Origin of the sequence: Pseudomonas sp. GZD-222, assembly GCF_049310525.1 — a bacterium.
Lineage (GTDB): Bacteria > Pseudomonadota > Gammaproteobacteria > Pseudomonadales > Pseudomonadaceae > Aquipseudomonas.
This window is the reverse complement of the sequence record NZ_JBMOWO010000118.1, coordinates 57,328-82,465: the sequence shown is the minus strand read 5'-3', so window position 1 is coordinate 82,465 and position 25,138 is coordinate 57,328. Positions and strand designations below refer to the sequence as shown.

The following is a 25,138-nucleotide window of genomic DNA, read 5'->3' as shown; positions in this document are numbered from 1 at the left end:
GTTTTCATGAGCATTCTGGTCAACAAGCAAGCCCCTGATTTCGATGCGGCGGCAGTGCTGGGCGACGGTTCGATCGTCGACAGCTTCAAGCTTTCTTCGCTGCGCGGCAAATACGTCGTGCTGTTCTTCTGGCCGCTGGACTTCACCTTTGTCTGTCCGTCGGAAATCATTGCCCACAACAACCGCATGGACAAATTCCGTGAGCTGGGTGTTGAAGTGGTTGGCGTTTCCATCGATTCGCAGTTTACCCACCACGCCTGGCGCAGCACGCCGGTTGAAAAGGGCGGGATCGGCGCAGTCGAGTTCACCATGGTTGCCGACGTCAAGCACGAGATCACCCGTGCCTACGGTATCGAGCACGATGACGGCGTGGCACTGCGTGCCTCGTTCCTGATCGACCAGCAAGGCGTGGTTCAGCACCAGGTGGTCAACAACCTGCCGCTGGGTCGCGAAGTCGACGAGATGATCCGTCTGGTCGAAGCCCTGCAGTTCACTGAACAGCACGGCGAAGTCTGCCCAGCCGGCTGGCGTCCAGGCCAGAAAGGCATGAAGGCTGACGCCAAGGGCGTTGCCGACTACCTGGCGGAAAACGCTGCCAGCCTGTAAAGCCTGGATTCAACGATTTTCAGGACCTGCGGCCAAAAGCCTTCCCCAAGTGCTTCGCGGGTTCTTTTTTATTCCAGCCGGCAACCCCGGCGTTACGTAGCGGACAATCCAGCGTCCGCTTCGACAGGAGAGTGTCATGTCTGAAGTACGTCATTCGCGAGTGATTATTCTCGGCTCCGGCCCAGCCGGTTACAGTGCTGCGGTCTATGCCGCGCGTGCCAACCTCAAGCCGTTGCTGATCACCGGCATGCAGGCTGGCGGCCAGCTGACCACCACCACCGAAGTCGACAACTGGCCGGGCGACGCCCACGGCCTGACCGGCCCGGCGCTGATGCAGCGTATGCAGGAACACGCTGAACGCTTCGAAACCGAAGTGGTGTTCGACCATATCAACGCCGTTGACCTGGCCAGCAAGCCGTACACCCTCAAAGGCGACAGCGCCACCTACACCTGCGACGCCCTGATCATCGCCACCGGTGCCAGCGCTCGCTACCTCGGCCTGCCATCGGAAGAAGCGTTCATGGGCAAAGGCGTTTCCGCCTGCGCGACCTGCGACGGTTTCTTCTACCGCAACAAGCCGGTAGCCGTGGTCGGCGGTGGTAACACTGCGGTTGAAGAGGCCCTGTACCTGGCCAACATCGCCAGCAAGGTCACCCTGGTTCACCGTCGCGAGACCTTCCGCGCCGAGAAGATCCTGATCGACAAGCTCAATGCCCGCGTTGCCGAAGGCAAGATCGAGCTGAAACTCAACGCCACCCTCGACGAAGTCCTGGGCGACGACATGGGTGTCACCGGTGCGCGCCTGAAGAACAACGACGGCAGCTTCGACGAGATCAAGGTTGACGGCGTGTTCATCGCTATCGGCCACACCCCGAACACTTCGCTGTTCGAAGGCCAGCTGACCCTCAAGGACGGCTACCTGGTGGTCAACGGCGGCCGTGACGGCAACGCTACCGCTACCAACGTTGAAGGTGTGTTCGCTGCCGGCGACGTGGCTGACCACGTTTACCGTCAGGCCATCACCTCCGCCGGTGCTGGCTGCATGGCGGCGCTGGATGTCGAGCGTTACCTGGATGGTCTGCAGAACGCTTGATTCTGCCAGACCCGCTCGCGGGACAAAAAAACCGGCCTGATGGCCGGTTTTTTTATGGCTGCCCTCAGAGGCTGAGGCGCATGGACAGATCCACCGCCTTCACATCCTTGGTCATCGCGCCAATCGAGATGTAGTCCACACCCGTCTCGGCAATCACCCGCAGGGTGCTTTCGTTGACCCCTCCGCTGGCTTCGAGCTTGGCCTTGCCGGCGTTCAGGCGTACGGCTTCGCGCATATCATCGAGGCTCAACTCGTCGAGCATGACGATGTCGGCACCGGCATCCAGGGCTTGCTTGAGCTCGTCCAGGCTTTCCACTTCAACCTCCACCGGCTTGCCGGGGGCGATCTTGTGGGCGGCGCTGATGGCCTGGGCAATGCCGCCGCTGGCAGCAATGTGGTTTTCCTTGATCAGGAAGGCATCGAACAGACCGATGCGGTGGTTGTGGCAACCGCCACAGGTGACCGCGTACTTCTGCGCCAGGCGCAGGCCCGGCAGGGTCTTGCGGGTGTCGAGCAGTTTGACCTGGGTGTCGGCGACTTTGTCGGCAAGGAACTGCGCGCGAGTCGCCACGCCCGAAAGCATCTGCAGGAAGTTCAGCGCGCTGCGTTCACCGGTCAAGAGCGAACGGGCCGGACCTTCAAGGTGGAACAGCGGCTGGTTGGCCTGCGCGCGTTCGCCATCCTTGACCTGCCAGTGCACCGCCACCCGCGGATCGAGCTGACGAAACACCGCGTCGACCCAGGCAGTCCCGGCGATTACGCAATCATCCCGGGTAATGATGGTGGCCTTGGCCAGGCGTTCGGCCGGGATCAATTGGGCGGTGATGTCGCCGCTGCCGATGTCTTCAAGCAGCGCACGGCGCACATTGGCTTCGATTTCGGCGGTCAGGTCGGCGAGGCGTAAATTCGGCATGGCAGGCTCCACAAGCTAATTGCCCGCGATTATAGGGCAGCCCGCGCTGGCGAGTGGCCTGATTTTCCCAGATAATGCGACTTGTATTTGACGTCATGGCTTTGACGATCTGGCGCTTTATTTCAAGATTACCCTGCAAGGAGTACGGGATGCACAAAGACGGGAGGGTGGTGCCATTAAAGGCAGCCATCGATCAGGCGATCAACGCGCCTCTTGCTCGTCTGCCCGTGGTGCTTCTGCAGGTTCGTGATAACGCCGCGTTGTATCTGCGCCAAGGCCTGAAGGCCTTGTTCGACAATGCTGACGACACCCTGTTCGAGATGGCTGACAAAGCGCAGAGCAGCAGCGAGCAGAACGCCCTCTTCGAAGCCATGCGCGACCTGCGCCTGAAGCGCAAGAACATCGAGCGTGGCTACCTTGAGCGCTTCGATGAAGCTTTCCTGCGGATCGGCCGGGTCGAGCCAATGCCATTGTCCGTGCCGCCCGGCAACGATGACAAGACGGCATCGGTGGCCAGTGATGAACACGAACGCAGTGTCGCGCTGAAGGCTATGGTCGAGCGCATCCTGGCCCGTGATGGCTTTGCCCTCAACCAGTTGACCCTGCGTTTTTCCGCCTTGACCGGCCAGACCCTGGACGACCGGCGCAATCCCCTGGGGCCGGCAATGCTCTGTGAGTACTTCCTCCAGGCCGGGCGCACCCTGGGGGTTGGCATCAAGGTCAAGCTGATCATCCTCAAACTGTTCGAGCGCTATGTCCTGCAGGATGCCGCGCAGCTCTACGGTGAAGCCAACCAGTTGCTGATGGCGACCGGCGTGCTACCCGAACTCAAAACGGTGCACCGGCGGCGTGCCGAGGCGCGACCGACGCCGAGTTCACAGGGGCTGGCCGGCCCGGGAGCAGGGCAGGCGGTGCAGCTCGATGCCCACGAACAGGCGGTGTTTGTCTCTTTGCAGCGCTTGCTGTCGAGCGTACGCGGACGTGTTGCGCCACGCTTTGAGTCGTGCAACCCGATGCAGCCGATCAGTACCCGCGACCTGCTGCGCCTGCTCTCACACCTGCAGCACTATGTGCCGGCAATCGGCCAGGTCGACGAGTTCGACCTGCACCAGCAGCTTGAGCAATTGCTCACGCGGGTCAGCGTGAAAAGTGGCACCTGTCGCAAGGTCGAAGGGGCTGATGAGGATGTGATCAACCTGATCGCGATGTGCTTCGATTGCATTCTCGGCGACCGCAACCTGCCGCATTCGCTGCGCACCTTGATTGGACGCATGCAGATCCCCGTGCTCAAGGCTGCGCTGCTGGACAAGGGCCTCTTTGGCCGCAGCAGTCATCCGGCCCGGCGTCTGTTCAATGACATCGCCACAGTGGCCCTGGGCGCGAGTGACGATGGCCAGCGCGAAGCGGTTTACCTGCGGCTGGAGCACGTCGTTCAACATTTGCTCAATGACTTCGACGATGATCCGTTGATCTTTTCCGATCTGCTTGCCCAGCTCAATCTGCCGGTCTGCCCCCAGCCTGAAGACACACTGCTGTTCGAGCGGACGCTGAATTCGGTGCTCAGTCAGCTGCGCCGGCATCAGCCCGGCTAGTTTCCTGCACGTTTTTATCAATGCATCCCTGCACGCCTCGGGGCATACTGAAAGGGTGCTCTCGTGCCTCAGGATCTTCTATGCAACTGGACCGCACTACAGGTTGGTTCGCCGGTATCACCCATTGTCCTTCGCCGAACTTCAATGCCCGCGCCGATGGCGAGGTCATCTCCCTGCTGGTGATTCACAACATCAGCCTGCCGCCCGCGCAGTTCGCCACCGGCAAGGTCCAGGAATTTTTCCAGAATCGCCTCGACCCTGACGAACATCCCTATTTCGAAGGGATCAAGCACCTGCGCGTATCGGCGCATTTTCTCATCGAACGTGACGGCAAGATCACTCAGTTTGTCTCCTGTCTGGACCGTGCCTGGCACGCCGGGGTGTCCTGCTTTGGCGGACGCGAGGCGTGTAACGACTTTTCCATCGGCATTGAACTTGAAGGCACCGACGAGCTGCCGTTCACCGATGCCCAGTATCAGGCGCTGCAGCAGCTGACGCGGCAGATCCAGGCGGCCTGGCCACACATCGACGAACAGCGGATCCAGGGGCACAGCGATATCGCCCCGGGGCGCAAGACCGATCCGGGCCCGGCTTTCGACTGGCCGCGCTACCGTGCGGCCCTCAAGGACAACGAGGACAGATCATGAGTTTTCTGGTGTTGTTACTGGTGCTGTGGGTCGAGAAATTCTCGGCATTGCGCCAGCAACTGCAGCGCGACGGTTTCTTTCGCACTGAACTGGCGCGTCTGGAACGCACCGGCAAGGCCCACCCCTGGTGGCTGCTGTCAGTGCTGGTACTGTTGCCGGTTGTCGTGGTGGCGTTGCTGGTTCACGTACTGGAGCCGGTTGCCTATGGCCTGCTGGCGCTACCGGTGCATCTGCTGGTGTTGATCTACAGCCTGGGGCGCGGCGATGTCAAGGCTTCGCTCGGGCCTTTTCGCGATGCCTGGCGACGGGGTGACGAACAGGCGGCGGTGCATGTCGCCGAGCGTGACCTGGGCGTGACCGGGGACGACGCTTCATCGTTGCTCGGGCGGGTTCAGGGCCATCTGCTGTGGCAGGCATACCAAAGCTTCTTTGTGGTGATTTTCTGGTATGTGCTGTTGGGGCCGGCCGCAGCGCTGGCTTACCGCTTGCTGGCGCTGACTGTCGAGCATGCCCATTCGACCGCCTTGCGTGAACGCGCCCAGCAATTGCGCCATGCCTTCGATTGGGCGCCGGTGCGGGTGTTGGGTGTGAGCTTTGCCCTGGTCGGCAACTTTGTCGCCGTCAGCCGGGTGATGCTGCATGAGCTGCTTAACTGGCATATCAGCGCGCCCAGGCTGATCGCTGCGGTCGGCGAGGTCGCCGGCGATACCCCGGCAAATGTGCCTTCTGGGCCCGATGGCCTGGTCGGACTGGACTCGCTGTGGGAGTTGCTGCTGCGCTCCGCAGTGCTCTGGTATGCCTGTTTTGCCCTGTGGACCGTACTGGGCTGAAGCGGATGGCGGGGCAGCCGCTGGTCTGCCCGCGCATCGATTTACCTTAAGTTACAAAACCCCGTTCCGATATGCGTTATACAGGTGCTGGTGACGACCATCAGTGGCCTAGTGCCATTGTGCGCGCATAACAATAAGAATCGGAGGGGACCACCCGTGAAGAGTCTGTTGTATCCGGCCATCGCGCTGATGAATCGGCTGAGTTTCGGGATGAAATTCAGCTTGATCAGTATCCTGTTTTTCCTGCCTATGCTGGTGACCAACTATTACCTGGTCCACGATTCTTATTCCAAATTCCATGCCACCCAGGTCGAGCTGAAGAGCCTTGAGCTATTGGGCAACAGCATGGTCTTGCGCAGCGACCTGGAAACCCTGGGCAATCTGGTGCAGATCAATGCAGTGCTCGGCCAGTCGGGCAAGGCTGCGGATCTCGAGGTGCAGATTGCCGCGCTTGAGCAACAAGTGCTCAAGCGCTTGTCGGGACTGACAGCGGTCATTGCCGATGAGACCCAGGCCAAGGACCTTCATGACAAGCGCGATGAAATGCTCAGTCAGCTCAAGGCTGCCCAGGCAGAGTCTTCGCTGACGAGCAAGGTCGCCTACCTGGACAAGCTGTTGGGTCAGGCCCAGGTGCTGAGCAAGATGATCGCCAGCCAGGCCGGGCTCAATCAGGACAGCGATGCGGCGATTCGCCAACTTACCGAGCTGATGACCAGCGTCACGCCACAAGTCACCCAGACATTGGGTGAGGGCCGGGCCATGGGCGCCTATTCCCTGGGCCAGGGTTTTCTCAACTCGGCGGTCAGTACCCGTTTTGAAGATTTGCTGCAGCAACTGGACAAACTGGCGGCCAACTATGCCCTAAGCCTCCAGGATGCATTGGCCACCGAGCCCGCAGCGCAGGCGCGTCTGGGTAGTCTGGCAAGCAGCAGTCAGGCGTCTTTGAAACAGGCCAGCGAGCTGTTCGAAGAACAGGTGGTCATGGCCGAAACCCTTGACGCCCCGTGGCCAGCGTTCTATCAGCAGGTCAGCAAGCTGATGGCGCAGACCTACGCACTCAACACGGCAACCGCCGAGTTTCTCGATCAGCAATTGCAACAGCGTCTGGGTGAGCATCGCTTGCACATGATCCTGTTGGTGTCGGCACTGGCCGGTGTGTTTTTGCTGATCGTTTATCTCTACGGTGGCTTCTACGCATCGACCCGGCATACCCTGAAAAGCCTGGGTGCGGTCATGGACAAGGTTGCCGCCGGGGACATGACCGTGACCTTTCGCGCCAACAGCCGTGATGAACTGGGGGAGCTGGGCCAGGTGTTCAATGGCACTGTGCAGCGCATTCACGACCTGATCGAGCAGGTCGGTCATACCGTGGTTGAAGTCGAACGCCAGGCCGAGCAGGTGCACGCGGTATCGGCGCGCAGCAACCAGGCGGTCAGCGGTCAGCGCGGGCAGATCGAACAGGTGGCCACCGCCATGAACCAGATGTCGGCCACCGCCCAGGAAGTGGCGCGTAGCGCAGCCGCTGCGGTCAACAGTGCCCACAGCGTCAATCAGGAAACGGTCAGTGGCCGCGGCATGGTCGAGACGCAGCAGGGCAATATCGCGCGCCTGGCCGGTGAAATCGATCAATCCGTGGTGGTGATCAACCAACTGGCCAGCGACAGTCAGGCCATCAGCCGCGTACTGGAAGTGATCAAAAGCATTGCCGAGCAAACCAACCTGCTGGCGCTCAATGCTGCGATCGAGGCGGCGCGGGCCGGGGAGCAAGGCCGTGGTTTTGCGGTGGTCGCCGACGAAGTACGCACCCTGGCCAAGCGTACTCAGCATTCCACCGAGGAAATTGACCAAATGATTTCCCGCCTTCAGGGCGGCGTCGGTGCTGCGGTCAAGGCCATGGACGCCAGTCATCAGGTGGCTGCGGGTACGGTGGGACAATCGCAGCAGGTGCAACAGGCGCTGGAGAACATTCTTGGCGCGGTCGGCAGCATTGTTGACCAGAACCAGCAGATTGCCGCTGCGGTGGAGCAACAGACGGCGGTCGCTCACGACATCGACCAGAACATTGTCGAGATCAACCGCGCGGCCGAGCACACCACTCAGGGCGCTCACCAGACCGAAGACGCCAGCCGCCAGTTGTCAGCGCAGGTGATGGAGTTGAAACGCCTGATCGGTGCGTTCCGGGTCTGAGATCAGCGGTTGCTGAACTTTTCCACGCTGTGACAAAGTAGCGCCCTGAACGATTCCAGGGAGCCGGATGTGTCGGCAACGCTACGGGTGTAGTCTCACCCTCACAGCAACGGAACCTCGAGTCCCCGCGATTCGGCTCCCTCAGCATATTCACTGACGAGGTACAGACATTGGCCATCATCCACCCTAAAGTTCGCGGTTTTATCTGCACCACTACGCATCCAACCGGTTGCGAGCTGAACGTACGTGATCAGATCGAAGCCACCCGCAAGCAGGGCGTGCGCAAGGATGGTCCGAAAAAGGTCCTGGTGATCGGTGCCTCCAGCGGCTACGGCCTGGCAGCGCGCATCACCGCAGCGTTCGGCTTCGGTGCCGATACCCTGGGCGTGTTCTTCGAGAAGCCGGGTACCGAGACCAAGCCAGGCACTGCCGGCTGGTACAACGCCGCAGCCTTCGACAAGTTCGCCAAGGCCGAAGGCCTGTACAGCAAGTCGATCAACGGTGACGCCTTCTCCGACGAAGCGCGAGCCAAAGTGATCGAACTGATCAAGAACGAAATGGGCGGCCAGGTCGACCTGGTGGTTTACTCGCTGGCTTCGCCGGTGCGCAAGCTGCCAAAGACTGGCGAACTGGTGCGTTCGGCACTCAAGCCAATTGGCCAGCCGTACAAGTCGACTGCTATCGACACCAACAAAGACACCATCATCGAGGCGTCCATCGAGCCTGCCTCCGAGCAGGAAATTGCCGACACCGTTACCGTCATGGGTGGCCAGGACTGGCAACTGTGGATCGATGCCCTGGATGCTGCCGGTGTACTGGCGCCGCAAGCACGCACCGTAGCGTTCAGCTATATCGGTACTGAGATCACCTGGCCGATCTACTGGCACGGTGCCCTGGGCAAGGCCAAGATGGACCTGGACGCAACCGCCAAGCGCCTGGAGAAGAAGGTCGGTGGTGGCGCCAATGTCGCGGTCCTGAAGTCCGTGGTAACCCAGGCAAGCTCGGCTATCCCGGTAATGCCGCTGTACCTGTCGATGGTCTTCAAGATCATGAAGGAAAAGAACGTACACGAAGGTACCCAGGATCAGCTCGACCGCCTGTTCCGTGACCGTCTGTACCGTGAAGATGGCGCGCCGGCAGCACTGGACGAAGAAGGTCGTCTGCGTCTGGACGACTGGGAACTGCGTGATGACGTGCAGGATGCCTGCAAGGCCCTGTGGCCTCAGGTCACCACCGAGAACCTGTTCGAAATGACCGACTACGCCGGTTACAAGAAGCAGTTCCTCAACCTGTTCGGTTTCGAGCGTGCGGATGTCGACTACGACGCCGACGTCGCCACCGACGTGAAGTTTGACTGCATCGAGCTGTAACCAGGCCATCGTCGCTACCCCTGTTCGCTCAGGGGTAGCGACTGTTTGAGGTTTCACTATGAGCAGCCTCGAAACATTTCCCCCTCTGCCGGTCGCCAGCAACACGGCACACGCGTTTCGTGAACCAGCGGGCGATGGTTATTCCCTTGGCGGTTTTTGCTGGCGCCACGCACTGCCGGACAGCACGCGCCCGGTGGTGATCATCAATGCCGCCACTTCGGTGCGCTGCAGCTATTACGCACGTTTTGCCCAATACCTGTTCAACCACGGCTTCGATGTCATCACCTATGACTATCGCGGCATTGGCGAGTCGCGCCCGGCGTCGATGCGCCACTTCAAGGCATCCTGGACCGACTGGGGCGCGCTGGACTTCGAGGCCATGCTGCAACGTGCCCGCCGTGAGTTCCCTGGGCAGCCCATTGATGTCGTCGGTCACAGTTTTGGTGGTTGCGCGGCCGGGCTGGCGCCGTCGGCGGGGCAGTTGCGCAGGCTGGTTACGGTGGGGGCGCAGTTTGCCTTCTGGCGTGATTACGCCGCTGACAGCCGTTGGCAATTGTTCGGCAAATGGCATGTAGTGATGCCGCTGCTGACGCGCGTGTTCGGCTATTTTCCCGGCAAGCGCCTGGGTTGGCTGGAAGACACCCCGGCCGGGGTGGTGAAGGACTGGAGTACGTTGACGGCGGCTTACGAGCGACGCCCCAGTGGCAAGGCCCTGGGCGAATTGCCGTTTGCTCGGGTCAGGGCACAAGCCCTGGCGATCAGTCTGACCGATGATCCGTTCGGCACGGTCGCGGCGATCGAGCGGCTACTGGCTTACTTCGAATCCAGCACGCGCAGCCATTTGCGTATTGCCCCGGCGGACATCGACGAGGCGCAGATCGGCCATTTCGCCTTTTTCCACAATCGCTTTCAAACCCGGCTCTGGCCAATTGCCCTGCAATGGCTGCAGCAAGGACAACTGGCCGAAGGTACGCCGGGGCGCTTGCTTACGCCTGGCGGGCCTTGAGCGGCTGGGCGGAGAACTTCACTCCGATCAGGCCGTGCTGGATCAGTGCACGGATGTTGCCGTGGTCGCTGCCTTCAGGAGTGGCCAGTACCGAGCGGTAGTGTTCGCCGAATGCCAGCAGCGCTTCTTCATCGCTCAGGCCTTCAAGCAGGGCCAGGCCCAGGGTTTTGCACGAGCCTTCGTTCTGCCCGGCAGCACTTTCCACACCGCCGTTGTTGAACGCTTGCGGCTGGTAGTCGTAGTGGGCGGCGATGAAGGCCAGGGTGTCGGCGAATTGATGTTCGCCGGTCTTCAGGCTGTTGCGCAGGGTGTTCAGATCAGTCATTAGGCTTTCCTTTGGCGAACGCCGCTTGCTGTTCGGCGCTGGCTTCTTTCTGGTATTGGGCTTTCCATTCGGCGTAAGGCATGCCGTAGACCACTTCGCGGGCCTCATCCATGCTCAGCTCGATCGAACGCTCATCGGCCGCGGCCTTGTACCACTTGGACAGGCAGTTGCGGCAGAAGCCGGAGAGGTTCATCAGGTCAATATTCTGCACATCCTTGCGGCTGTCCAGGTGAGCCACCAGGCGGCGGAAGGCCGCGGCTTCGAGCTCGAGTTTCTGTTGGTCGTTCATGGTCATTCTCGTGACAAGGACAATTCAGTCTACCGCGATGCGGTTTTTCAGATGGCGGCCACCGTTGATGACCACGTTGCTGCCGGTGCTGTACTGGCTTTCGAGGAGGAACTGCACCGCCTCGATCAGTGGCTGGGCGCCGGGTTCGAATTCCAGCAGGGCCTTTTTCAGGGTTTGCCGGCGGTACGCTTCGTCGCCGCCTTCCTTGAGGATCAGCAGCCCCGGCAGGATCGCGTTGACCCGGACCACCGGCGCGTACTTCTCGGCGAACGACAAAACCATGTTCTGCAGGGCGGCCTTGGTGGCGGCATAACCGATATGGCTCTTGCTGCCGCGTGAGGAGGTCTCGTCGCAGATATGGATGATGTCGGCCTTGGCCATCTTCAACAGTTGCTCGCCGAGCGCCAGGTTCAAGTGATAGGGCGCTTCGACATGCAGTTTGAACATGGTGTTGAGGTTGGCCAGGTCGTCATCGAGCCACAACGAGGCGTTGTGAATGATCGCCCGCAGGCCGTCATAGTTGCTCTGCAGGTGCTCGATCAGGGCCTGGCGGTCCTCTTCCCGGCACAGGTCGGCCTGGAACTGGATAATGTTCGGGTGCATCGCCTCAGGGCTTTTGCTGCGGCTGGCGCTGACCACGGTATGGCCGGCCTGCGCCAGGTTCAGGGCCAACGCCAGTCCGACTCGCTGGCTGGCTCCGGTGACAAGAATTGGGCTGTTCATGGTGGGGGCGGTCAACTTTTACAGGTTCGCGTGGATAACCCCCAGCATACCCGAACTAGACCGGATTGCGCGCACCCTGCGGCCCGCAGTGGCGTGGCGGGGCATTGAGCCAGTTGGCCAGCAGGCGGGTGGATAACGGAATGAAAAAATACACCATCAGTGGTGTCAACCCCAGCGTGCTGAGCAGCACCCGTGGCACCAGGTCCAGGGCACTCAACCAGTGGCCGAACACCAGGTTGAACAACAACGAGACCGGAAAGAACGCCAGCCAGATGGCCACGGCTTGTTTCCAGCGCGGCGGGCGCTGCACCGGATTGCTGCCAAACCAGCCGTCCAGGCCACTGGCCCGCAGTTCTTGCGGCTGTTCGAACAGGCCATTGCCGCGCGCCAGCCAGGCCTTGCGCGAGGCCGAGTGCTCCCAGGCCTGCATGGTCTGCTCGTTGGTGAAACGAAAGATGATCTGGAACTCGTCACCGTGCGGCGGTGGTGCAAGGACGCCAGAGCCCAGGTAGCCGGTAAAGTCGGTGGCCAGCTGTTCGCCTTCGTGCAGCCAGCTCATCAGGTCCTGATAGCGGCCTTCGGCGACGCGGCGCGTCACCATGAGGGTGACGGGTGGGGTAGACATTGTGTATCTCCTGGCAACGGGGCGCGGCGGGTGGCCTGCCCCTGTAATGCGTCCGGGGTGGTGGACGGCATCGGCTTGCATGCAAAAAGCGGGCACGGATTATTCCTGAAATAACCTGACTCGTCAGTGTCGAGCGCTTGGCAACTGACAGAAATGCCAATGGTCGCCCTCGTAGTGCCCAGAGTAGAATGTGCTTCATTCCCCAAGAATCGTGGTTTTCCGGTAATGCTCGAACCTGCCCAGCCTTCGTTGAACTCTGGCAACCTCGATCACGAGGAGCTGTTCCCCATTCGCGAAGTCTCTCGTCTGACAGGTATCAACCCGGTCACCTTGCGCGCATGGGAGCGCCGTTATGGGCTTATTCAGCCCACGCGCACCGAAAGTGGGCATCGACTCTATTCCCAGGCTGATATCGACGAAGTCCGCAACATCCTTGGCTGGATCGAGCGTGGCGTGGCAGTCAGCAAGGTCGGCAAGATTCTCGCCCGCAGCCAGAGTCTCAAACCGCAAACCGAACCGCTGCGCAGCCAGGTTTCCCAGGACGACTACAAGCAATGGCAGTTGCAGCTGCGTCAAGTTGTCAGGGCCTTCGATGAGCGACGCCTGGAGCAGGTCTACGGCCAGGTATTCAGCAGCTATCCGGTGGTTGTGGCATTCCAGGATATTTTCCTGCCGGTCTGGCAGGAGTTGCGTTGTACCCAGGACGCCTTCGGCCACCTCAGTGAGTGGCTGTTTCTCGATGGTTTCCTGCGTGGACGGGTGTTACAGCGCTTGCAACTGTCCGCCGACCAGCAAGAAGTCAGGGTGGTGCTGGCGGCAATTCCCGGGCATTGCCGGGAGCTGGAATTGCTGGTGACCGCCTTGTTGCTCAGCACCAGTGAAATCAGCGTGACGGTGTTGGGGCTTGGGCAACCTGTGGAAGAGCTGAGCCTGGTCTGTGAGCGGCTGATGCCCCAGGCGTTGGTGCTGTTCTCCAACCACCCACCGGCGCAGGACTTGCCCAAGCGTCTGGCGCGTCTGGCGCTGGCGCTGGAGTGCCCGTTGCTGCTGGCCGGGGAGGCTGCGGATATGGCTCAGGACAGCCTGATCGGTTCGCAGGTGGCGTGCCTGGGTAGTGAAGGGCGCTTGATGCGGCGGCGCTTGCAGCAATACCTGGCCGGTCACCTGGACAGTTGAGGGTGTAACTCCGGGTGGGCCTGGCGGTGGGCCTGGAGGATGTACTCGCGTAGCCGTTCGATTTCCGAGGGCTTGCTGTCACAGAGGTTGTAAGCGGCCAGGCGCTGGCCGGTGCGTCGCTGCAAGATGCCGTGCAAGGCGATCGGGGCGCAGTTGTCGGGAGCGAACCAGAGGTCGAAGGTGCTCGGCGGCTTGGGCTGGTCACGGAACTCCACCAACACACCCTTGAACGAAATTTCCCTTACCCACAGGCCGGTGCTCAGGCCCAGTTCGTCTTCCAGCGCCACCGGCGAATCCAGGGTCAGGCGCCATGGGCGAACCATCGGGCCTTCTTCATAGATATGCGGTGCACCCAGTTGCAGCTGCAGGGAATGAAATTCGTCTTCGACAAGATGCAGGGGAAAGGTCATCTGATGGTTGTCGAACTGCGCCTGCAAGGTCACCTGTTCCTGGGCAATCAGCCGGGTCAGCAGGTGTTTGATCTCGCTGCCGCCATTGACCATCAGGCGCGACATTGACTCAGCCGAAGATGGCTGGGACGCGTGCTGCATGGTCCTGATGAAGTCCAACTCGTCCTGAGTCAGGAGGGCATCTGCTTGCATGGTCGAACTCGAAGTGTCAGTCGTGGATGCATTTCTTCACCGTGATGGACAGCCAAACGGTGATTTTGTTTTTACCGTTCGTCGCCTTCCAGTTCGGCAATGCGTGCCCGTGCCTGGGCCAGTTCACGTTCCAGCTCGAGCACTCGCTGTTCGGCCTCGACCTGACGGCTGACATCCTTCTGGATACCGATGAAGTACTTGCGTTTGTCGGCTTCGTTGAGCACCGGAGTAATCGACAGCTCGTTCCAGAACGCCGTGCCATCCTTGCGGTAGTTACGCAGGATTTCCCGGCTCGGCTGGCCGCTCTTGATCGCTTCACGGATCAGCGCGCGCGGGGCTTGGTCACGGTCGTCATTCTGCAGGAAGCGGCAGTCGCGATAGAGAATCTCGTTGGCGTCATAGCCGGTCAGGCGCTCGAACGCCGGGTTCACATAGAGCAGGATGGTATCGTCGTCACCTTCCTGTTCGGCGACCACGATGCCGTCGTTGGAGGCATCAATCATGCGTTGCAGCAGTTTGGCGTTGATCATCGACGAGGTCCGCAAGGTTGTGGGTCGGGCACGATGGCAGATTCTAGAGTATTGGTCCGGGGCTCACACGTGGAGAATGAGGCCTTTTGCCAGTGTCGAATGTTAGTATCCTACGTTTTTACTCAGTTACGGAACCCACTATGAAAGTCGTCATCCTTTCCGGTTCGGTCTACGGTACCGCCGAAGAAGTCGCCCGGCACGCCGAATCGCTGCTCAAGGCCGCAGGACTCGAGGCCTGGCACGCTCACCGTGCCACCTTGCAGGACGTTCAGGGCTTTGCCCCTGAAGCCTTCCTGGCGGTGACCTCGACCACCGGCATGGGCGAACTGCCCGATAATCTGATTCCGCTGTTCAGTGAAATCCGCGACGTGCTGCCTGGTGCCTGGCGCGGTCTGCCCGGTGCCGTGATCGGCCTGGGTGACTCCAGCTACGGCGATACCTTCTGTGGTGGCGGTGAGCAGATGCGCGAGTTGTTTGCCGAACTGGGCATCAACGAGGTGCAGCCGATGCTGCGCCTGGATGCCAGTGAAACCGTCACCCCGGAAACCGACGCCGAGCCGTGGCTGGCCGAGCTGATCGGCAAGCTGCGCGGCTGATCACTCTGCCGGCGGTTGCTCACGGAGCAATTGCAGCCAGGCCTGGGCGGCCCGCGACAGGTAAGCGCCCTGGCGCCAGATAAAGGCGATGTCCCAGCGCAGGTCGGTCGGTTCGCTCAGGGTCAGGCGTACCACCCCGGGGCGTTCCAGGCCCCGGGCGACCACGCGGGGCAGCAGCACAACACCCTGGCCTGCGGCGACCAGGGCGGCGAGAAAGTCCGCCTGGCCGCTGCGTCCGCCTTCCCTGGGGGTAAAGCCCAACTGCTGGCAGGCACTGAGAAGACGGTCATTGAGTACGAAGCTGCGCTGATAGAGCAGAAACGGAGTGTCCGCCAGCTGCGCAAGGCTGACCTGACCGGCGCCGGCCAGGGGATGATCAATGGGCAGCAAGGCATCGAGTGCTTCATTGCAGAACGGCTGATAGGCGAACGCCGGGTCATTCGGCGTCAGGCTGCCGCCTAGCTCCAGTTCGCCGCTCAGTACCGCCTGTTCGACACTGCGGCTACCGCCTTCAAGCAAATGAATGGTGATGTTCGGATAGCGCCGACGGTACTCGGCGAACAGCTGGGCAAACAGCGCGTCGCTGCCCAGTAACGGCAGGCCCAGGCGCAGTTCGCCGCGGGCCAGCTGGCTCAGGTCATCGAGTTCGTTCTGCAGCTCCTGGCGCAAGCGCAGCATGGCTTCGCCGCGCTCCAGGACAATCCTGCCCGCTGCCGTCAGGTGCAACTGCGAGCCCTGGCGCTCGAGCAGTGGAACCCCCAGGCCCTGTTCGAGCTGGGCCACCTGTTTGCTTACGGCCGACTGGCTGATGTTCAGGGTCTGTGAGGCCTGTGTGAAGCCGCCACGGTGAATCACTTCAATGAAACTGCGCAGCTGTTTGAATTCCATGGCCAGAATTCCATTATGGAATGGCGTCCAGTCTAACAATTCGTTTTTAGCGTGGTGAAGGGGCTTCTAGAATAAAGCCTTGAAGAGGTCCCCCACGATGAAACCCGCATCGATCAAACGCTTCCTGCGCCTGCTCACCGAGCTGGCGGTATTCCTTGTGCTTTATCTTGTCGGCGGTCAACTGGCGGCCTGGCTGGGCTGGCCGATTCCCGCCGGCGTCATGGGCCTGGCGCTGTTGTTGCTGGCGTTCGCCCTCGGCTGGTTGAAACCGGCGGCATTGCAACTGGGCGCCGGTCTGTTGATGGCGGAAATGCTGCTGTTCTTTATTCCCGCCCTGATGAGCCTGCTCGACTACGGCAGTCTGCTGCGTGATGAAGGCTGGCGGATCCTGCTGGTGATCGGCGTCAGTACCCTGACGGTAATGGTGCTGACAGCGGTGACGGTGGAGTGGGTGTGCCGCTGGAGGATGCGCCATGACGTTTGAACCCATGCCGCTGTTCTGGCTGGCCCTGACCCTGTTGGCCTATCTGGGCAGCCGCTGGTTGTACCGGCGCACCGGTCGCTACCTGTTGTCGCCGCTGATCCTGGTGCCGGTACTGCTGCTGGCCGTCGCCGTACCGCTGAACACCGCGTATGCAGAATATTCGCGTGACACCCATTGGCTGATGTCGGTGTTGGGGCCGGTGACGGTGGCCTTCGCGGTGCCGATCTGGCAGCAGCGCGCCCTGCTGGCCCGGCACTGGCCGGCATTGACCCTGGGCATGCTGGTGGGCAGTGCCGCATCGATCTCCAGTTCCTGGGGCCTGGCGCATCTGTTGTCGCTGGACAGTGCGGTGAGTCTGTCACTGTTGCCGCGCTCGATCACCACGCCGTTTGCCATGCCGCTGGCGCGGGATCTGGGCGGCGTACCGGAGCTGACCGCCGTGTTCGTGATGTTTACCGGGGTGCTGGGGGCCATGTTCGGCGGGGTACTGCTCAAACTGCTGCCGTTGCGCACGCCATTGGCCCGCGGTGCCCTGTTTGGCGTCGGGGCGCATGGCGCCGGGGTCAGCCGCGCCCATGAAGTGGGCGGGGAGGAGGGCTCTGTTGCGGGCCTGGTGATGGTCCTGACCGGCCTGCTCAACCTGTTTGCGGCACCGCTGCTGATGTTGATGGTGTGACACAGCACGCTAATTTGCGGCCTGACTCACAGAGTCAATAAGCTGGCTGCCAATGCAACTTACCTTTGACTGTGAGCTGATTAGACTGCTTCACAGAGCACACGAATGTGCCGAGGGTGATTGCAATGATCGCGACTAATGCCTTGCTCAACACGACATGCTTCCATTTACCGGGACTACGCTGATGCCTTTGGCCGAGATTCCATTGTGCGTCTGGCGTACCCGGGGCCTGGATTTTTCGTTCCGCGGCCAGACCATTCGATACTGGACGGCAGGGCAAGGAGAGCCTCTGCTACTCATCCACGGATTCCCCACTGCGAGCTGGGATTGGCACTACCTGTGGGCGCCGCTGGCCCAGCGATTCCGGGTGATTGCCTGTGACATGCTCGGCTTTGGTGACTCCTCCAAGCCTGTGCATCACCATTACAGCCTGATCGAGCAAGCCGATCTGCAACAGGCGCTACTCGAACACCTTCGGGTTGACCAGCCGGTTCACCTGCTCGCCCATGACTATGGCGACAGCGTCTCCCAGGAGCTGCTGGCGCGGCACCACGAAGGGCGGGCGAACATCGCCAGTTGCGTGTTTCTCAACGGCGGGCTGTTCCCTGAGCGGCATCGTTCGCTGCTGATCCAGAAGTTGTTGCTCAGTCGTCTGGGCTGGCTGGTGGCGCGCTCGTTCGGTCGCGACGACCTGGTGCGCAACGTCACCCAGGTCTATGGCCCTTGCACGCATCCCAGCGAAAGTGCGCTGGATGACTGCTGGAGCCTAATTGCCTCCAACCACGGCACGCGGATCCTGCACAAGCTGGTCGCCTATGTGCCGGAACGCTCGGTGCATCGCGAGCGCTGGGTCGCTGCCCTGCAGAAAGAGGGCGTGCCGTTGCGCTTTATCAATGGGGCGGTTGATCCGGTGTCTGGCGCCCACATGCTTGAGCGTTATGTGGAGCTGGTGCCCAATCCCGATACCGTACTGCTACAAGGCATAGGACATTACCCTCACACCGAAGCACCGGCACAGGTGTTGCGCCACTATCTGGCTTTTCGCGAACAGCCATTGGCGGAGTTTCCACAGAAAGTGGCCTGGTCCTGAGGGGCCAGGTCCCTTGCATCATCGTTTGACCTTATCGCCTGCCATTCACCCTGTGCCCGCTTGATTGTGCGCTGGCCGGTGCTGGCCGACACTCGGGCATTCCTTGCTGATTTCCCTGGAGTGTTGAGCATGAGCGATTCTGTGCGCCTGGACGATAAAGTGGTGATTGTGACCGGAGCGGGCGGAGGCCTGGGCCGTGCTCATGCCTTGTTGTTTGCCCGCCATGGTGCGCGGGTGGTGGTCAACGACCTGGGTGGCTCGACCCATGGTGAAGGCGCCAGCGCCTCGGCGGCGGATCGGGTGGTGGCAGAGATTCGTGATGCGGGCGGTACTGCGGTAGCCAGCCATGACTCGGTGGCCGATGGTCATCGGATTGTCGAGCAGGCACTGGATGCCTTTGGCCGCGTCGATGTGCTGATCAACAACGCCGGCATCCTGCGCGACAAGACCTTCCACAAGATGGAAGACAGCGACTGGGAGCAGGTCTACCAAGTGCATGTCGAAGGCGCCTACAAGGTCACCCGTGCCGCCTGGCCGCATCTGCGCGAGCAGAACTGGGGACGGGTGATTTTCACCGCCTCGACCTCGGGTATCTACGGCAACTTCGGCCAGGCCAACTATGGTGCGGCCAAACTCGGCCTTTATGGGCTGACCCGAACCTTGGCCATCGAAGGGCGCAAGCACAACATCCTGGTCAATGCCATTGCGCCTACCGGCGGCACGCGCATGACCGAAGGCTTGATTCCGCCGCAGGTCTTCGAGCAGCTCAAGCCGGAACTGGTCAGCCCGTTGGTGGTGTACCTGGGCAGCGAGCAGTGTCAGGACAGCGGTGGCCTCTATGAAGTGGGCGGCGGTTGGGTCGGCAAAGTACGTTGGGAGCGTAGCCTGGGTGTGGGATTCAACCCGCATCAGGGGTTCAGTCCTGACGATGTCGCGGCCAACTGGCAGGCGATTGGCGACTTTACCGATGCCGTACACCCGCGTGACAGCCTGGAGGCGTTGCAGCAGATGATGGTCAATCTGCAGCAGTTCGCGCAGCGCTGAGGACTGCCCGAGGTTGTGGTCGCCGGATGCTCATGCCTATGCTGGGCGGCCATGATCGAGACAGGAGTACACCGGATGTACGAGTCCAAGAACGAGGCGGTCATTACCTCCCGTCAGTTCCGTTTTCGTTTGCTGCGCCACGGCATTGCAGCCTGCTTGCTGCTGATTGCCTCGATCCTCTTCGGCGTGCTGGGGCACCTGTACTTCGAGCCCCATATTCCTTTGCATGACGCGATCTTCAACGCCACCTTGCTGCTGGGTGGTGTAGGGCCGGTGATCTTGCCTGAGACCATTGGCGGCAAGCTGTTTTTTGCCGGTTATGGCTTGTATGTGGGGTTGGTATTTGTGGCCAGCATCGGGTTGATTCTGGCGCCTGTCGCTCATCGGCTGTTGCATCGGTTTCACTTTGACGATGATGCTGATGATTGATGGGGCCAGACACTGCTGCCATAAAAAAGGCCGCTGCAAATGCAGCGGCCAAGTAAGACGTAGATCAAGGAGCTTCAAAATCAACGTCGGTGAACCTGATGCCGGGAGGCGGAGTGTGCACGCCTGAAATACCCGGGCCAGAGCGGCTGCCTGTGATGGCGCGGTCCAGCTGCAAACAGAATAAGCCGCTGACCCGGAAGGAAAAATAGCTAATCGTGACATTCACTGTTGCACTGCTGGCAACAGTGCAGCGCTGCTCACACTAGCGCAGGTTGTTGTGAATGAGTGTGAGCCTTTGTAAGCAAATTCAAGGGGCTGCTTCGTAGCCCATGCGCCAGCTGATCATCTTCGCCGCTGCCAGCAGTTGCTGTGCGGCCGGGCCTTGTTCGTCGGCATGGAAGATCGAGGTCGGGCCGACCACCGTCAACACCGCGACAATATGGCCAAATGCGTTGAACACCGGTGCCGAGAGTGCATCGACGCCAGGCATCAGCAAGCCGTGGACATGGTGCAGGCCACGCTGGCGGATGTCGGCAAACAGCGCCTCGTAGTCACTGGCACTGTGACCCAGGGCCGTCAGTTCCTGGTCACGCAGTTCAACGGTCTCGCGCGTCGGCAGGTAAGCGCCGAATACCAGCCCGGTCGATGAGCTCAGCAGCGGCAGCACCGAGCCGATCTGGGTAACGACGGTGACGGCGCGTACGGCGGGCTCGATGTTGACCACCGTTGCTCCCTGGTTACCCCACACGGCAATGAAGCAGCTTTCGTTGAGCGCGTCGCGTAGCTGCGACAACGGCAGGGCCGCGACTTTCAGCACGTCCATTCCACCCAGGGCAGCGAGCCCCACGCGCAAGGCTTCACGGCCCAGGCCATAGTGGTTGGTGGCCGGATTCTGTTCGGCAAAGCCGCTGGCAATCAATGCCTGCAAGTAACGGTGGACCTTGCTCGCGGGCATGTCGACATGCTCGGCCAGGCGCGACAGCGAAGTCGAGGGCGACAGCTGCGCCAGGGCCTTGAGAATGTCGGTACCGACTTCAGCCGAGCGGACCTTCTGTTTGCCGGCGTTATCGGCGGGGGAGCTGGCTTTGGCCATGGTGCATTTGATCCGGGTAGTCCAGGTGGGCGTCTTTATAGCTTGACGGTCTTCACCAATCAAATTACGTTATGCGTAATGTAATTACGATAAAAATAACGCAGAGGTGTTGCTACCGGGAACGGCATGCAGCCAACTGCTATCAACCGGCCTGCACTGGGCCCGGAGGCTCGATGAACCTCGACAGCACCCCCGTCCTCGATTACTTGAGCGGTTTCGGTAACGAATTCGCTAGCGAAGCCCTGCCTGGCGCCCTGCCGGTCGGACAGAACTCGCCGCAAAAAGCCCCGTACGGGCTGTATGCCGAACTGTTCTCCGGCACTGCCTTCACCATGACCCGCAGCGAGATGCGCCGTACCTGGTTGTACCGCATCCGCCCGTCGGCCCTGCACCCGCGCTTCGAGCGCCTGGAGCGGCAGCTGGCCGGTGGTCCGCTGGGCACGGTGACGCCCAACCGCTTGCGCTGGAGTCCGCAGGCAATCCCCAGTGAACCGACCGATTTCATTGATGGCTGGGTGGCCATGGCGGCCAATTCGGCGAGCGAGAAACCTGCCGGTATCAGTATCTATACCTACTGCGCGAACCGCTCGATGGAGCGCGTGTTCTTCAACGCCGATGGTGAACTGCTGCTGGTACCTGAGCTGGGTCGTCTGCGCCTGGTCACCGAACTGGGCGTGCTGGTGGTCGAACCGCTGGAAATCGCCGTGGTGCCGCGTGGCTTGAAATTCCGCGTTGAGCTGCTCGACAGCCAGGCCCGTGGCTACCTCGCCGAGAACCATGGCGCACCGCTGCGTATCCCGGACCTGGGTCCGATCGGCAGCAACGGCCTGGCCAATCCGCGCGACTTCCTCGCACCGGTGGCGCACTATGAAGAGCATCAGGGTCCGGTGCAGCTGGTGCAGAAATTCCTCGGTGAACTGTGGGGCTGCGAGCTCAACCACTCGCCACTGGATGTGGTCGCCTGGCACGGCAACAACGTGCCGTACAAATATGACCTGCGCCGCTTCAACACCATCGGCACGGTCAGCTTCGATCACCCGGACCCGTCGATTTTCACCGTGCTCACCTCACCGACCAGCGTGCCGGGCATGGCCAACCTCGATTTCGTGATCTTCCCGCCACGCTGGATGGTGGCCGAGAACACCTTCCGTCCACCCTGGTTCCACCGCAACCTGATGAACGAGTTCATGGGCCTGATCAAGGGCGAATACGATGCCAAGGCCGAAGGCTTCCTGCCCGGTGGCGCGTCCCTGCACAGTTGCATGAGCGCCCATGGCCCGGATGCAGAAACCTGCGCCAAGGCCATCGCCGTCGAATTGGCGCCCAACAAGATCGACAACACCATGGCCTTCATGTTCGAGACCAGCCAGGTGCTGCGTCCGAGCCGTCATGCTCTTGAGTGCCCGCAGCTGCAGGCCGACTACGATAGTTGCTGGGCCTCGTTGCCGAGCACCTTCACCCCGAATCGGAGATAACCCATGAATCAGTCCGCCATTGCCCGTAGTTGGGTCGAACACGCCAACGGGCATCGCGATTTTCCGCTGCAGAACCTGCCGCTGGGGATCTTTACGCACAAAGGGCAGGGCAAACGCTGTGGCGTAGCCATTGGCGATGCGATTCTCGATCTTGAAGGCGTGCTGGCTGCCGGTCTGTTCGACGGCCAGGCGCGTGTCGCTGTCGAGGCCACCCGTGGTGGTGCCCTGAACGCGTTCTTCGCTCTGGGGCGTGTGGCTCGCGTGGCACTGCGCGAGCGTCTGCTGGAATTGCTCGGCGAGCACAGCGAGCATCAGGCTGCGCTCATGCCGCTGCTGCTTGCCAGCGGCGAGTGCCAGCTGCATTTGCCGGCGCAGATCGGCGACTACACCGATTTCTATGTGGGCATCGAGCACGCCAAGAACGTTGGCAAGCTGTTCCGCCCCGACAACCCGCTGTTGCCCAACTACAAGTACGTACCGATCGGCTACCACGGTCGCGCCTCGACCATTCGCCCGTCCGGCACTGATGTCCGCCGGCCCAAGGGGCAAACACTGCCCGCCGGGCACAGCGAGCCAAGTTTCGGCCCTTGTGCACGCCTGGACTACGAATTGGAGTTGGGCATCTGGATCGGTCAGGGTAACGAGATGGGCGAGTCGATTCCGGTCGCCGAAGCGGCGGAGCACATCGCCGGTTTCTGCTTGCTCAACGACTGGTCCGCACGCGACATCCAAGCCTGGGAATACCAGCCGCTTGGCCCGTTCCTGTCAAAGAGCTTCATCTCGACGGTGTCCCCTTGGGTGGTAACCGCCGAGGCGCTGGAACCTTTCCGTTGCGCCCAGCCAACGCGCCCCGAGGGTGACCCGCAGCCGCTGTCGTACCTGCTGGACAAGCGCGACCAGGCGGGCGGTGCCTTCGATATCGAACTGGAAGTGCTGTTGCTGACCGAGCGCATGCGCGAGCAAAGCCTGCCGGCCCACCGTCTGACCTTGAGCAATACTTTAAGCATGTACTGGACCGTGGCGCAGATGGTTGCCCATCACAGCGTCAACGGTTGCCAGTTGCAGCCGGGTGATCTGTTCGGTTCAGGCACGCTGTCCGGTGCCCAGCCTGGCCAGTTCGGCAGCCTGCTGGAGATCACTCAGGGCGGTAAAGAGCCGGTGCAACTGGCTTCGGGTGAAGTGCGCAAGTTCCTTGAAGACGGTGACGAGATCATCTTGCGCGCCCGTTGCGTTGCTGACGGCGTGGCATCAATCGGCTTTGGTGAGTGCCGGGGCAAGATTCTGCCGGCGCATTGAGAGGACAGGACCATGGAACTGTTCAACTACTTCCGTTCAACCTCGTCCTACCGGGTGAGGATTGCCCTGGCGCTCAAACAGCTTGAGTACCAGTACGTACCGGTCAATCTGCTCAAGGGCGAGCAGCGTGAAGAACACTTCCTCGCGCTCAATCCTCAGGGCCGGGTACCGGCCTTGAGGATCGATTCCGGTGAACTGCTGGTGCAGTCTCCGGCGATCATCGAGTACCTCGAGGAGGTTTATCCACAACCTTCGCTGTTGCCGGAGGACCGGGTGCTGCGCGCGCAGGTTCGTGGTGTGGCGGCATTGATCGGTTGCGACATTCATCCGTTGCACAACGTCAGCGTGCTCAACCAGCTGCGTGGGCTCGGTCATGATGATGCGCAGGTCAACCAGTGGATCGCGCACTGGATCAGCCAGGGCCTGGCAGCGGTTGAGCAGTTGATCGGTGACGACGGCTTCTGCTTCGGCGATGAGCCGGGACTGGCCGATGTCTACCTGATCCCGCAACTGTATGCGGCCGAACGATTCCACATCGACCTCGGTGATTTCCCGCGTATCCGTCGCGTTGCCGCGTTGGCCGAGGAGCATTCGGCCTTTGTCCAGGCTCATCCGGCCAGGCAGCCTGATACGCCTTGAGGGGGCGGGTCAGTGCACAGACGGCGACACGTGTGGCAGTTGGCCCAGGCGTTCGGTCAGGCGCAGACGCTGGATCGGGTCGTCACTGAGTAGTAACGCGTGCTCCAGGTCGAAGCGTTCGGCCTGTGGGCACTCCAGGTGTTGATACAGGGTGGCGCGCGCCATGTAGTCACTGGCAAGGGCCGGGCCCAGCTGCAACACCCGTTCTGCGTCCTTGAGCGCCTCCAGATCATCGTCATGGGTTGAGTGCAGCTGGCGCAGGTTACGCGACAGGCGCTGGAGCATCTGCTTGGGGCTGGCGGCGAGCAGGTGATCGGCGTTGAGCTGCAGTTGCGGGCCGAACTGGCGGCCGAGCAGTTCGCGGCAATCGGCAGGGTAGAGCCTGCGCCCGCCGCAGGGGTCGAGCAGGTGGTCGGCGCCGGGCACGCGCAGGAGAAAATGTCCGGGAAAGTTCACCCCTTCCAGTGGAATGGACAAGCCCTGCGCCAGTTCCAGGGTCAGCAGGGCCAGGGTCAGTGGCTGGCCGCGGCGCCGCTCCAGAACTTTGTCGAGCAGGGCCGCCTGCGGGCGCAACGGGTGGTATTCGTCCTGCTGGAATCCCAGGGCACTGAGCCGGCGCAATAAAGGCTGGGCCAGTTCGCTGAGCGGCAGCATGGGCAGACCGGCGCTGACCTCCTGTTGCAGTACCTTGACCTGGGCCATGATCTCCAGCGGCCGGACGCTATTGTCGTGTTCGGCGGCGACCCACAGCGCCGCCTCCAGCAAGGCAACCGGATCACGTTCCAGGCAGGCGAGGCAGGCTTGGCGTGGGCTCATGAAAATCTCCGCTCAAGCTTATTATGTAGCGCTGCAAAAGCCTTTCGTCCAGTGGTCCGGGTGTTGTCATCAAGCGCCAAAGCGCAGCCTATACTGGG

The 25,138-nt window shown here is 61.3% G+C and carries 27 protein-coding genes and 2 pseudogenes; 19 read left to right on the top strand and 10 right to left on the bottom strand.

Annotation, left to right across the window (positions count from 1 at the left end):
* The first annotated feature begins 6 nt into the window (after positions 1-6).
* Positions 7-606, top strand: coding sequence for a peroxiredoxin (locus ACO6VD_RS23010; protein ID WP_010223549.1), 600 nt, complete (start codon positions 7-9; stop codon positions 604-606).
* Positions 607-742: 136 nt separating this feature from the next.
* Entirely contained in the window at positions 743-1,699 is a 957-nt protein-coding gene (gene trxB / locus ACO6VD_RS23005) for a thioredoxin-disulfide reductase (RefSeq protein WP_133216765.1), read from the top strand.
* A 64-nt stretch (positions 1,700-1,763) separates the two neighbouring features.
* Here trxB and nadC read toward each other — a convergent pair whose 3' ends face one another.
* Positions 1,764-2,612 carry a carboxylating nicotinate-nucleotide diphosphorylase gene (gene nadC, locus ACO6VD_RS23000; RefSeq protein ID WP_400170976.1) on the bottom strand — a complete coding sequence of 283 codons (849 nt, stop codon included), beginning with the start codon at positions 2,610-2,612 and terminating at the stop codon, positions 1,764-1,766.
* Between the two features lie 149 nt (positions 2,613-2,761).
* On the opposite strand from nadC, the pseudogene ACO6VD_RS22995 reads away from it, so the two are divergent.
* The 7 genes and pseudogenes from ACO6VD_RS22995 to ACO6VD_RS22965 form a co-directional block, all read left to right on the top strand.
* A pseudogene (locus tag ACO6VD_RS22995) lies at positions 2,762-4,105 on the top strand (DUF1631 family protein); the annotation flags it as partial.
* 179 nt (positions 4,106-4,284) lie between these two features.
* Positions 4,285-4,851 (top strand): 1,6-anhydro-N-acetylmuramyl-L-alanine amidase AmpD, encoded by a 567-nt coding sequence (gene ampD / locus ACO6VD_RS22990; RefSeq protein WP_422422296.1) that lies wholly within the window; start codon positions 4,285-4,287, stop codon positions 4,849-4,851.
* Positions 4,848-5,681, top strand: coding sequence for a regulatory signaling modulator protein AmpE (ampE, locus tag ACO6VD_RS22985; protein WP_422422295.1), 834 nt, complete (start codon positions 4,848-4,850; stop codon positions 5,679-5,681). Before ampD ends, ampE begins: the two co-directional genes overlap by 4 nt.
* A 189-nt stretch (positions 5,682-5,870) precedes the next feature.
* Positions 5,871-6,965, top strand: a pseudogene (locus tag ACO6VD_RS22980) (methyl-accepting chemotaxis protein); the annotation flags it as partial.
* A complete protein-coding gene (locus ACO6VD_RS22975; protein WP_422422304.1) occupies positions 6,939-7,868 on the top strand; it encodes a methyl-accepting chemotaxis protein in 930 nt (309 codons plus the stop codon). The pseudogene ACO6VD_RS22980 and the gene ACO6VD_RS22975, both read left to right, overlap by 27 nt.
* Before the next feature lie 170 nt (positions 7,869-8,038).
* Positions 8,039-9,238, top strand: coding sequence for an enoyl-ACP reductase FabV (gene fabV, locus ACO6VD_RS22970; protein WP_422422294.1), 1,200 nt, complete (start codon positions 8,039-8,041; stop codon positions 9,236-9,238).
* Positions 9,239-9,296: 58 nt separating this feature from the next.
* A complete protein-coding gene (locus ACO6VD_RS22965) occupies positions 9,297-10,244 on the top strand; it encodes an alpha/beta fold hydrolase (protein ID WP_422422293.1) in 948 nt (315 codons plus the stop codon).
* Here the strand turns inward: ACO6VD_RS22965 and ACO6VD_RS22960 are convergent.
* The 4 genes from ACO6VD_RS22960 to ACO6VD_RS22945 are packed head-to-tail and all read right to left on the bottom strand — an operon-like array spanning position 10,225 to position 12,206.
* Positions 10,225-10,569, bottom strand: a complete 345-nt coding sequence (locus ACO6VD_RS22960) for a HopJ type III effector protein (RefSeq protein WP_422422292.1) — start codon at positions 10,567-10,569, stop codon at positions 10,225-10,227. The two genes, ACO6VD_RS22965 and ACO6VD_RS22960, sit on opposite strands and share 20 nt — an antisense overlap.
* Entirely contained in the window at positions 10,562-10,858 is a 297-nt protein-coding gene (locus ACO6VD_RS22955) for a DUF1244 domain-containing protein (RefSeq protein ID WP_422422291.1), read from the bottom strand. The genes ACO6VD_RS22960 and ACO6VD_RS22955 overlap by 8 nt, the downstream gene beginning before the upstream one ends.
* 24 nt (positions 10,859-10,882) lie before the next feature.
* A complete protein-coding gene (gene folM, locus ACO6VD_RS22950; RefSeq protein ID WP_422422290.1) occupies positions 10,883-11,581 on the bottom strand; it encodes a dihydromonapterin reductase in 699 nt (232 codons plus the stop codon).
* 55 nt (positions 11,582-11,636) lie between these two features.
* Positions 11,637-12,206: an antibiotic biosynthesis monooxygenase gene (locus tag ACO6VD_RS22945; protein WP_422422289.1), complete on the bottom strand. Its 570-nt coding sequence runs from the start codon at positions 12,204-12,206 to the stop codon at positions 11,637-11,639.
* A gap of 225 nt (positions 12,207-12,431) precedes the next feature.
* On the opposite strand from ACO6VD_RS22945, the gene ACO6VD_RS22940 reads away from it, so the two are divergent.
* Entirely contained in the window at positions 12,432-13,382 is a 951-nt protein-coding gene (locus tag ACO6VD_RS22940; RefSeq protein WP_422422288.1) for a MerR family transcriptional regulator, read from the top strand.
* On the opposite strand, the gene ACO6VD_RS22935 is transcribed toward ACO6VD_RS22940, so the two are convergent.
* The gene (locus ACO6VD_RS22935) at positions 13,367-13,984 is read right to left on the bottom strand and encodes a hypothetical protein (protein ID WP_422422287.1); all 618 of its coding nucleotides are present in this window, start codon (positions 13,982-13,984) and stop codon (positions 13,367-13,369) included. The genes ACO6VD_RS22940 and ACO6VD_RS22935 overlap by 16 nt on opposite strands.
* A gap of 71 nt (positions 13,985-14,055) precedes the next feature.
* Entirely contained in the window at positions 14,056-14,514 is a 459-nt protein-coding gene (locus tag ACO6VD_RS22930; protein ID WP_422422286.1) for a PAS domain-containing protein, read from the bottom strand.
* 140 nt (positions 14,515-14,654) lie between these two features.
* Here ACO6VD_RS22930 and ACO6VD_RS22925 point away from each other — a divergent pair, with 140 nt between their 5' ends.
* Positions 14,655-15,110: a flavodoxin gene (locus tag ACO6VD_RS22925; protein ID WP_422422285.1), complete on the top strand. Its 456-nt coding sequence runs from the start codon at positions 14,655-14,657 to the stop codon at positions 15,108-15,110.
* On the opposite strand, the gene ACO6VD_RS22920 is transcribed toward ACO6VD_RS22925, so the two are convergent.
* On the bottom strand, positions 15,111-15,998 hold the full coding sequence (locus ACO6VD_RS22920; RefSeq protein ID WP_422422284.1) for a LysR substrate-binding domain-containing protein: 888 nt from the start codon (positions 15,996-15,998) through the stop codon (positions 15,111-15,113). It abuts the gene before it with no gap.
* Between the two features lie 97 nt (positions 15,999-16,095).
* Here ACO6VD_RS22920 and ACO6VD_RS22915 point away from each other — a divergent pair, with 97 nt between their 5' ends.
* The 5 genes from ACO6VD_RS22915 (at position 16,096) to ACO6VD_RS22895 (ending at position 19,721) form a co-directional block, all read left to right on the top strand.
* Positions 16,096-16,482, top strand: a complete 387-nt coding sequence (locus ACO6VD_RS22915; protein ID WP_422422283.1) for a CidA/LrgA family protein — start codon at positions 16,096-16,098, stop codon at positions 16,480-16,482.
* The gene (locus tag ACO6VD_RS22910; protein WP_422422282.1) at positions 16,472-17,158 is read left to right on the top strand and encodes an LrgB family protein; all 687 of its coding nucleotides are present in this window, start codon (positions 16,472-16,474) and stop codon (positions 17,156-17,158) included. The genes ACO6VD_RS22915 and ACO6VD_RS22910 overlap by 11 nt, the downstream gene beginning before the upstream one ends.
* Before the next feature lie 184 nt (positions 17,159-17,342).
* Positions 17,343-18,248: an alpha/beta fold hydrolase gene (locus ACO6VD_RS22905; RefSeq protein ID WP_422422281.1), complete on the top strand. Its 906-nt coding sequence runs from the start codon at positions 17,343-17,345 to the stop codon at positions 18,246-18,248.
* A 129-nt stretch (positions 18,249-18,377) separates the two neighbouring features.
* Positions 18,378-19,292, top strand: coding sequence for an SDR family oxidoreductase (locus tag ACO6VD_RS22900; protein WP_422422280.1), 915 nt, complete (start codon positions 18,378-18,380; stop codon positions 19,290-19,292).
* Positions 19,293-19,367: 75 nt separating this feature from the next.
* Positions 19,368-19,721 carry a hypothetical protein gene (locus ACO6VD_RS22895; protein ID WP_422422279.1) on the top strand — a complete coding sequence of 118 codons (354 nt, stop codon included), beginning with the start codon at positions 19,368-19,370 and terminating at the stop codon, positions 19,719-19,721.
* 307 nt (positions 19,722-20,028) lie between these two features.
* Here the strand turns inward: ACO6VD_RS22895 and ACO6VD_RS22890 are convergent, their stop codons facing one another.
* The gene (locus ACO6VD_RS22890; RefSeq protein ID WP_422422278.1) at positions 20,029-20,814 is read right to left on the bottom strand and encodes an IclR family transcriptional regulator; all 786 of its coding nucleotides are present in this window, start codon (positions 20,812-20,814) and stop codon (positions 20,029-20,031) included.
* Between the two features lie 173 nt (positions 20,815-20,987).
* Between ACO6VD_RS22890 and hmgA the strand changes: the two genes are divergently transcribed.
* The 3 genes from hmgA to maiA are packed head-to-tail and all read left to right on the top strand — an operon-like array spanning position 20,988 to position 24,224.
* Positions 20,988-22,289 (top strand): homogentisate 1,2-dioxygenase, encoded by a 1,302-nt coding sequence (gene hmgA / locus ACO6VD_RS22885; RefSeq protein WP_422422277.1) that lies wholly within the window; start codon positions 20,988-20,990, stop codon positions 22,287-22,289.
* A gap of 3 nt (positions 22,290-22,292) precedes the next feature.
* Positions 22,293-23,585, top strand: coding sequence for a fumarylacetoacetase (fahA, locus tag ACO6VD_RS22880; protein ID WP_422422276.1), 1,293 nt, complete (start codon positions 22,293-22,295; stop codon positions 23,583-23,585).
* 12 nt (positions 23,586-23,597) lie between these two features.
* Positions 23,598-24,224: a maleylacetoacetate isomerase gene (gene maiA, locus ACO6VD_RS22875; protein WP_422422275.1), complete on the top strand. Its 627-nt coding sequence runs from the start codon at positions 23,598-23,600 to the stop codon at positions 24,222-24,224.
* 9 nt (positions 24,225-24,233) lie between these two features.
* Here the strand turns inward: maiA and ACO6VD_RS22870 are convergent, their stop codons facing one another.
* Complete coding sequence (locus ACO6VD_RS22870) at positions 24,234-25,040, bottom strand: SirB1 family protein (protein WP_422422274.1); 807 nt, start codon at positions 25,038-25,040, stop codon at positions 24,234-24,236.
* Between the last annotated feature and the right edge of the window lie 98 nt (positions 25,041-25,138).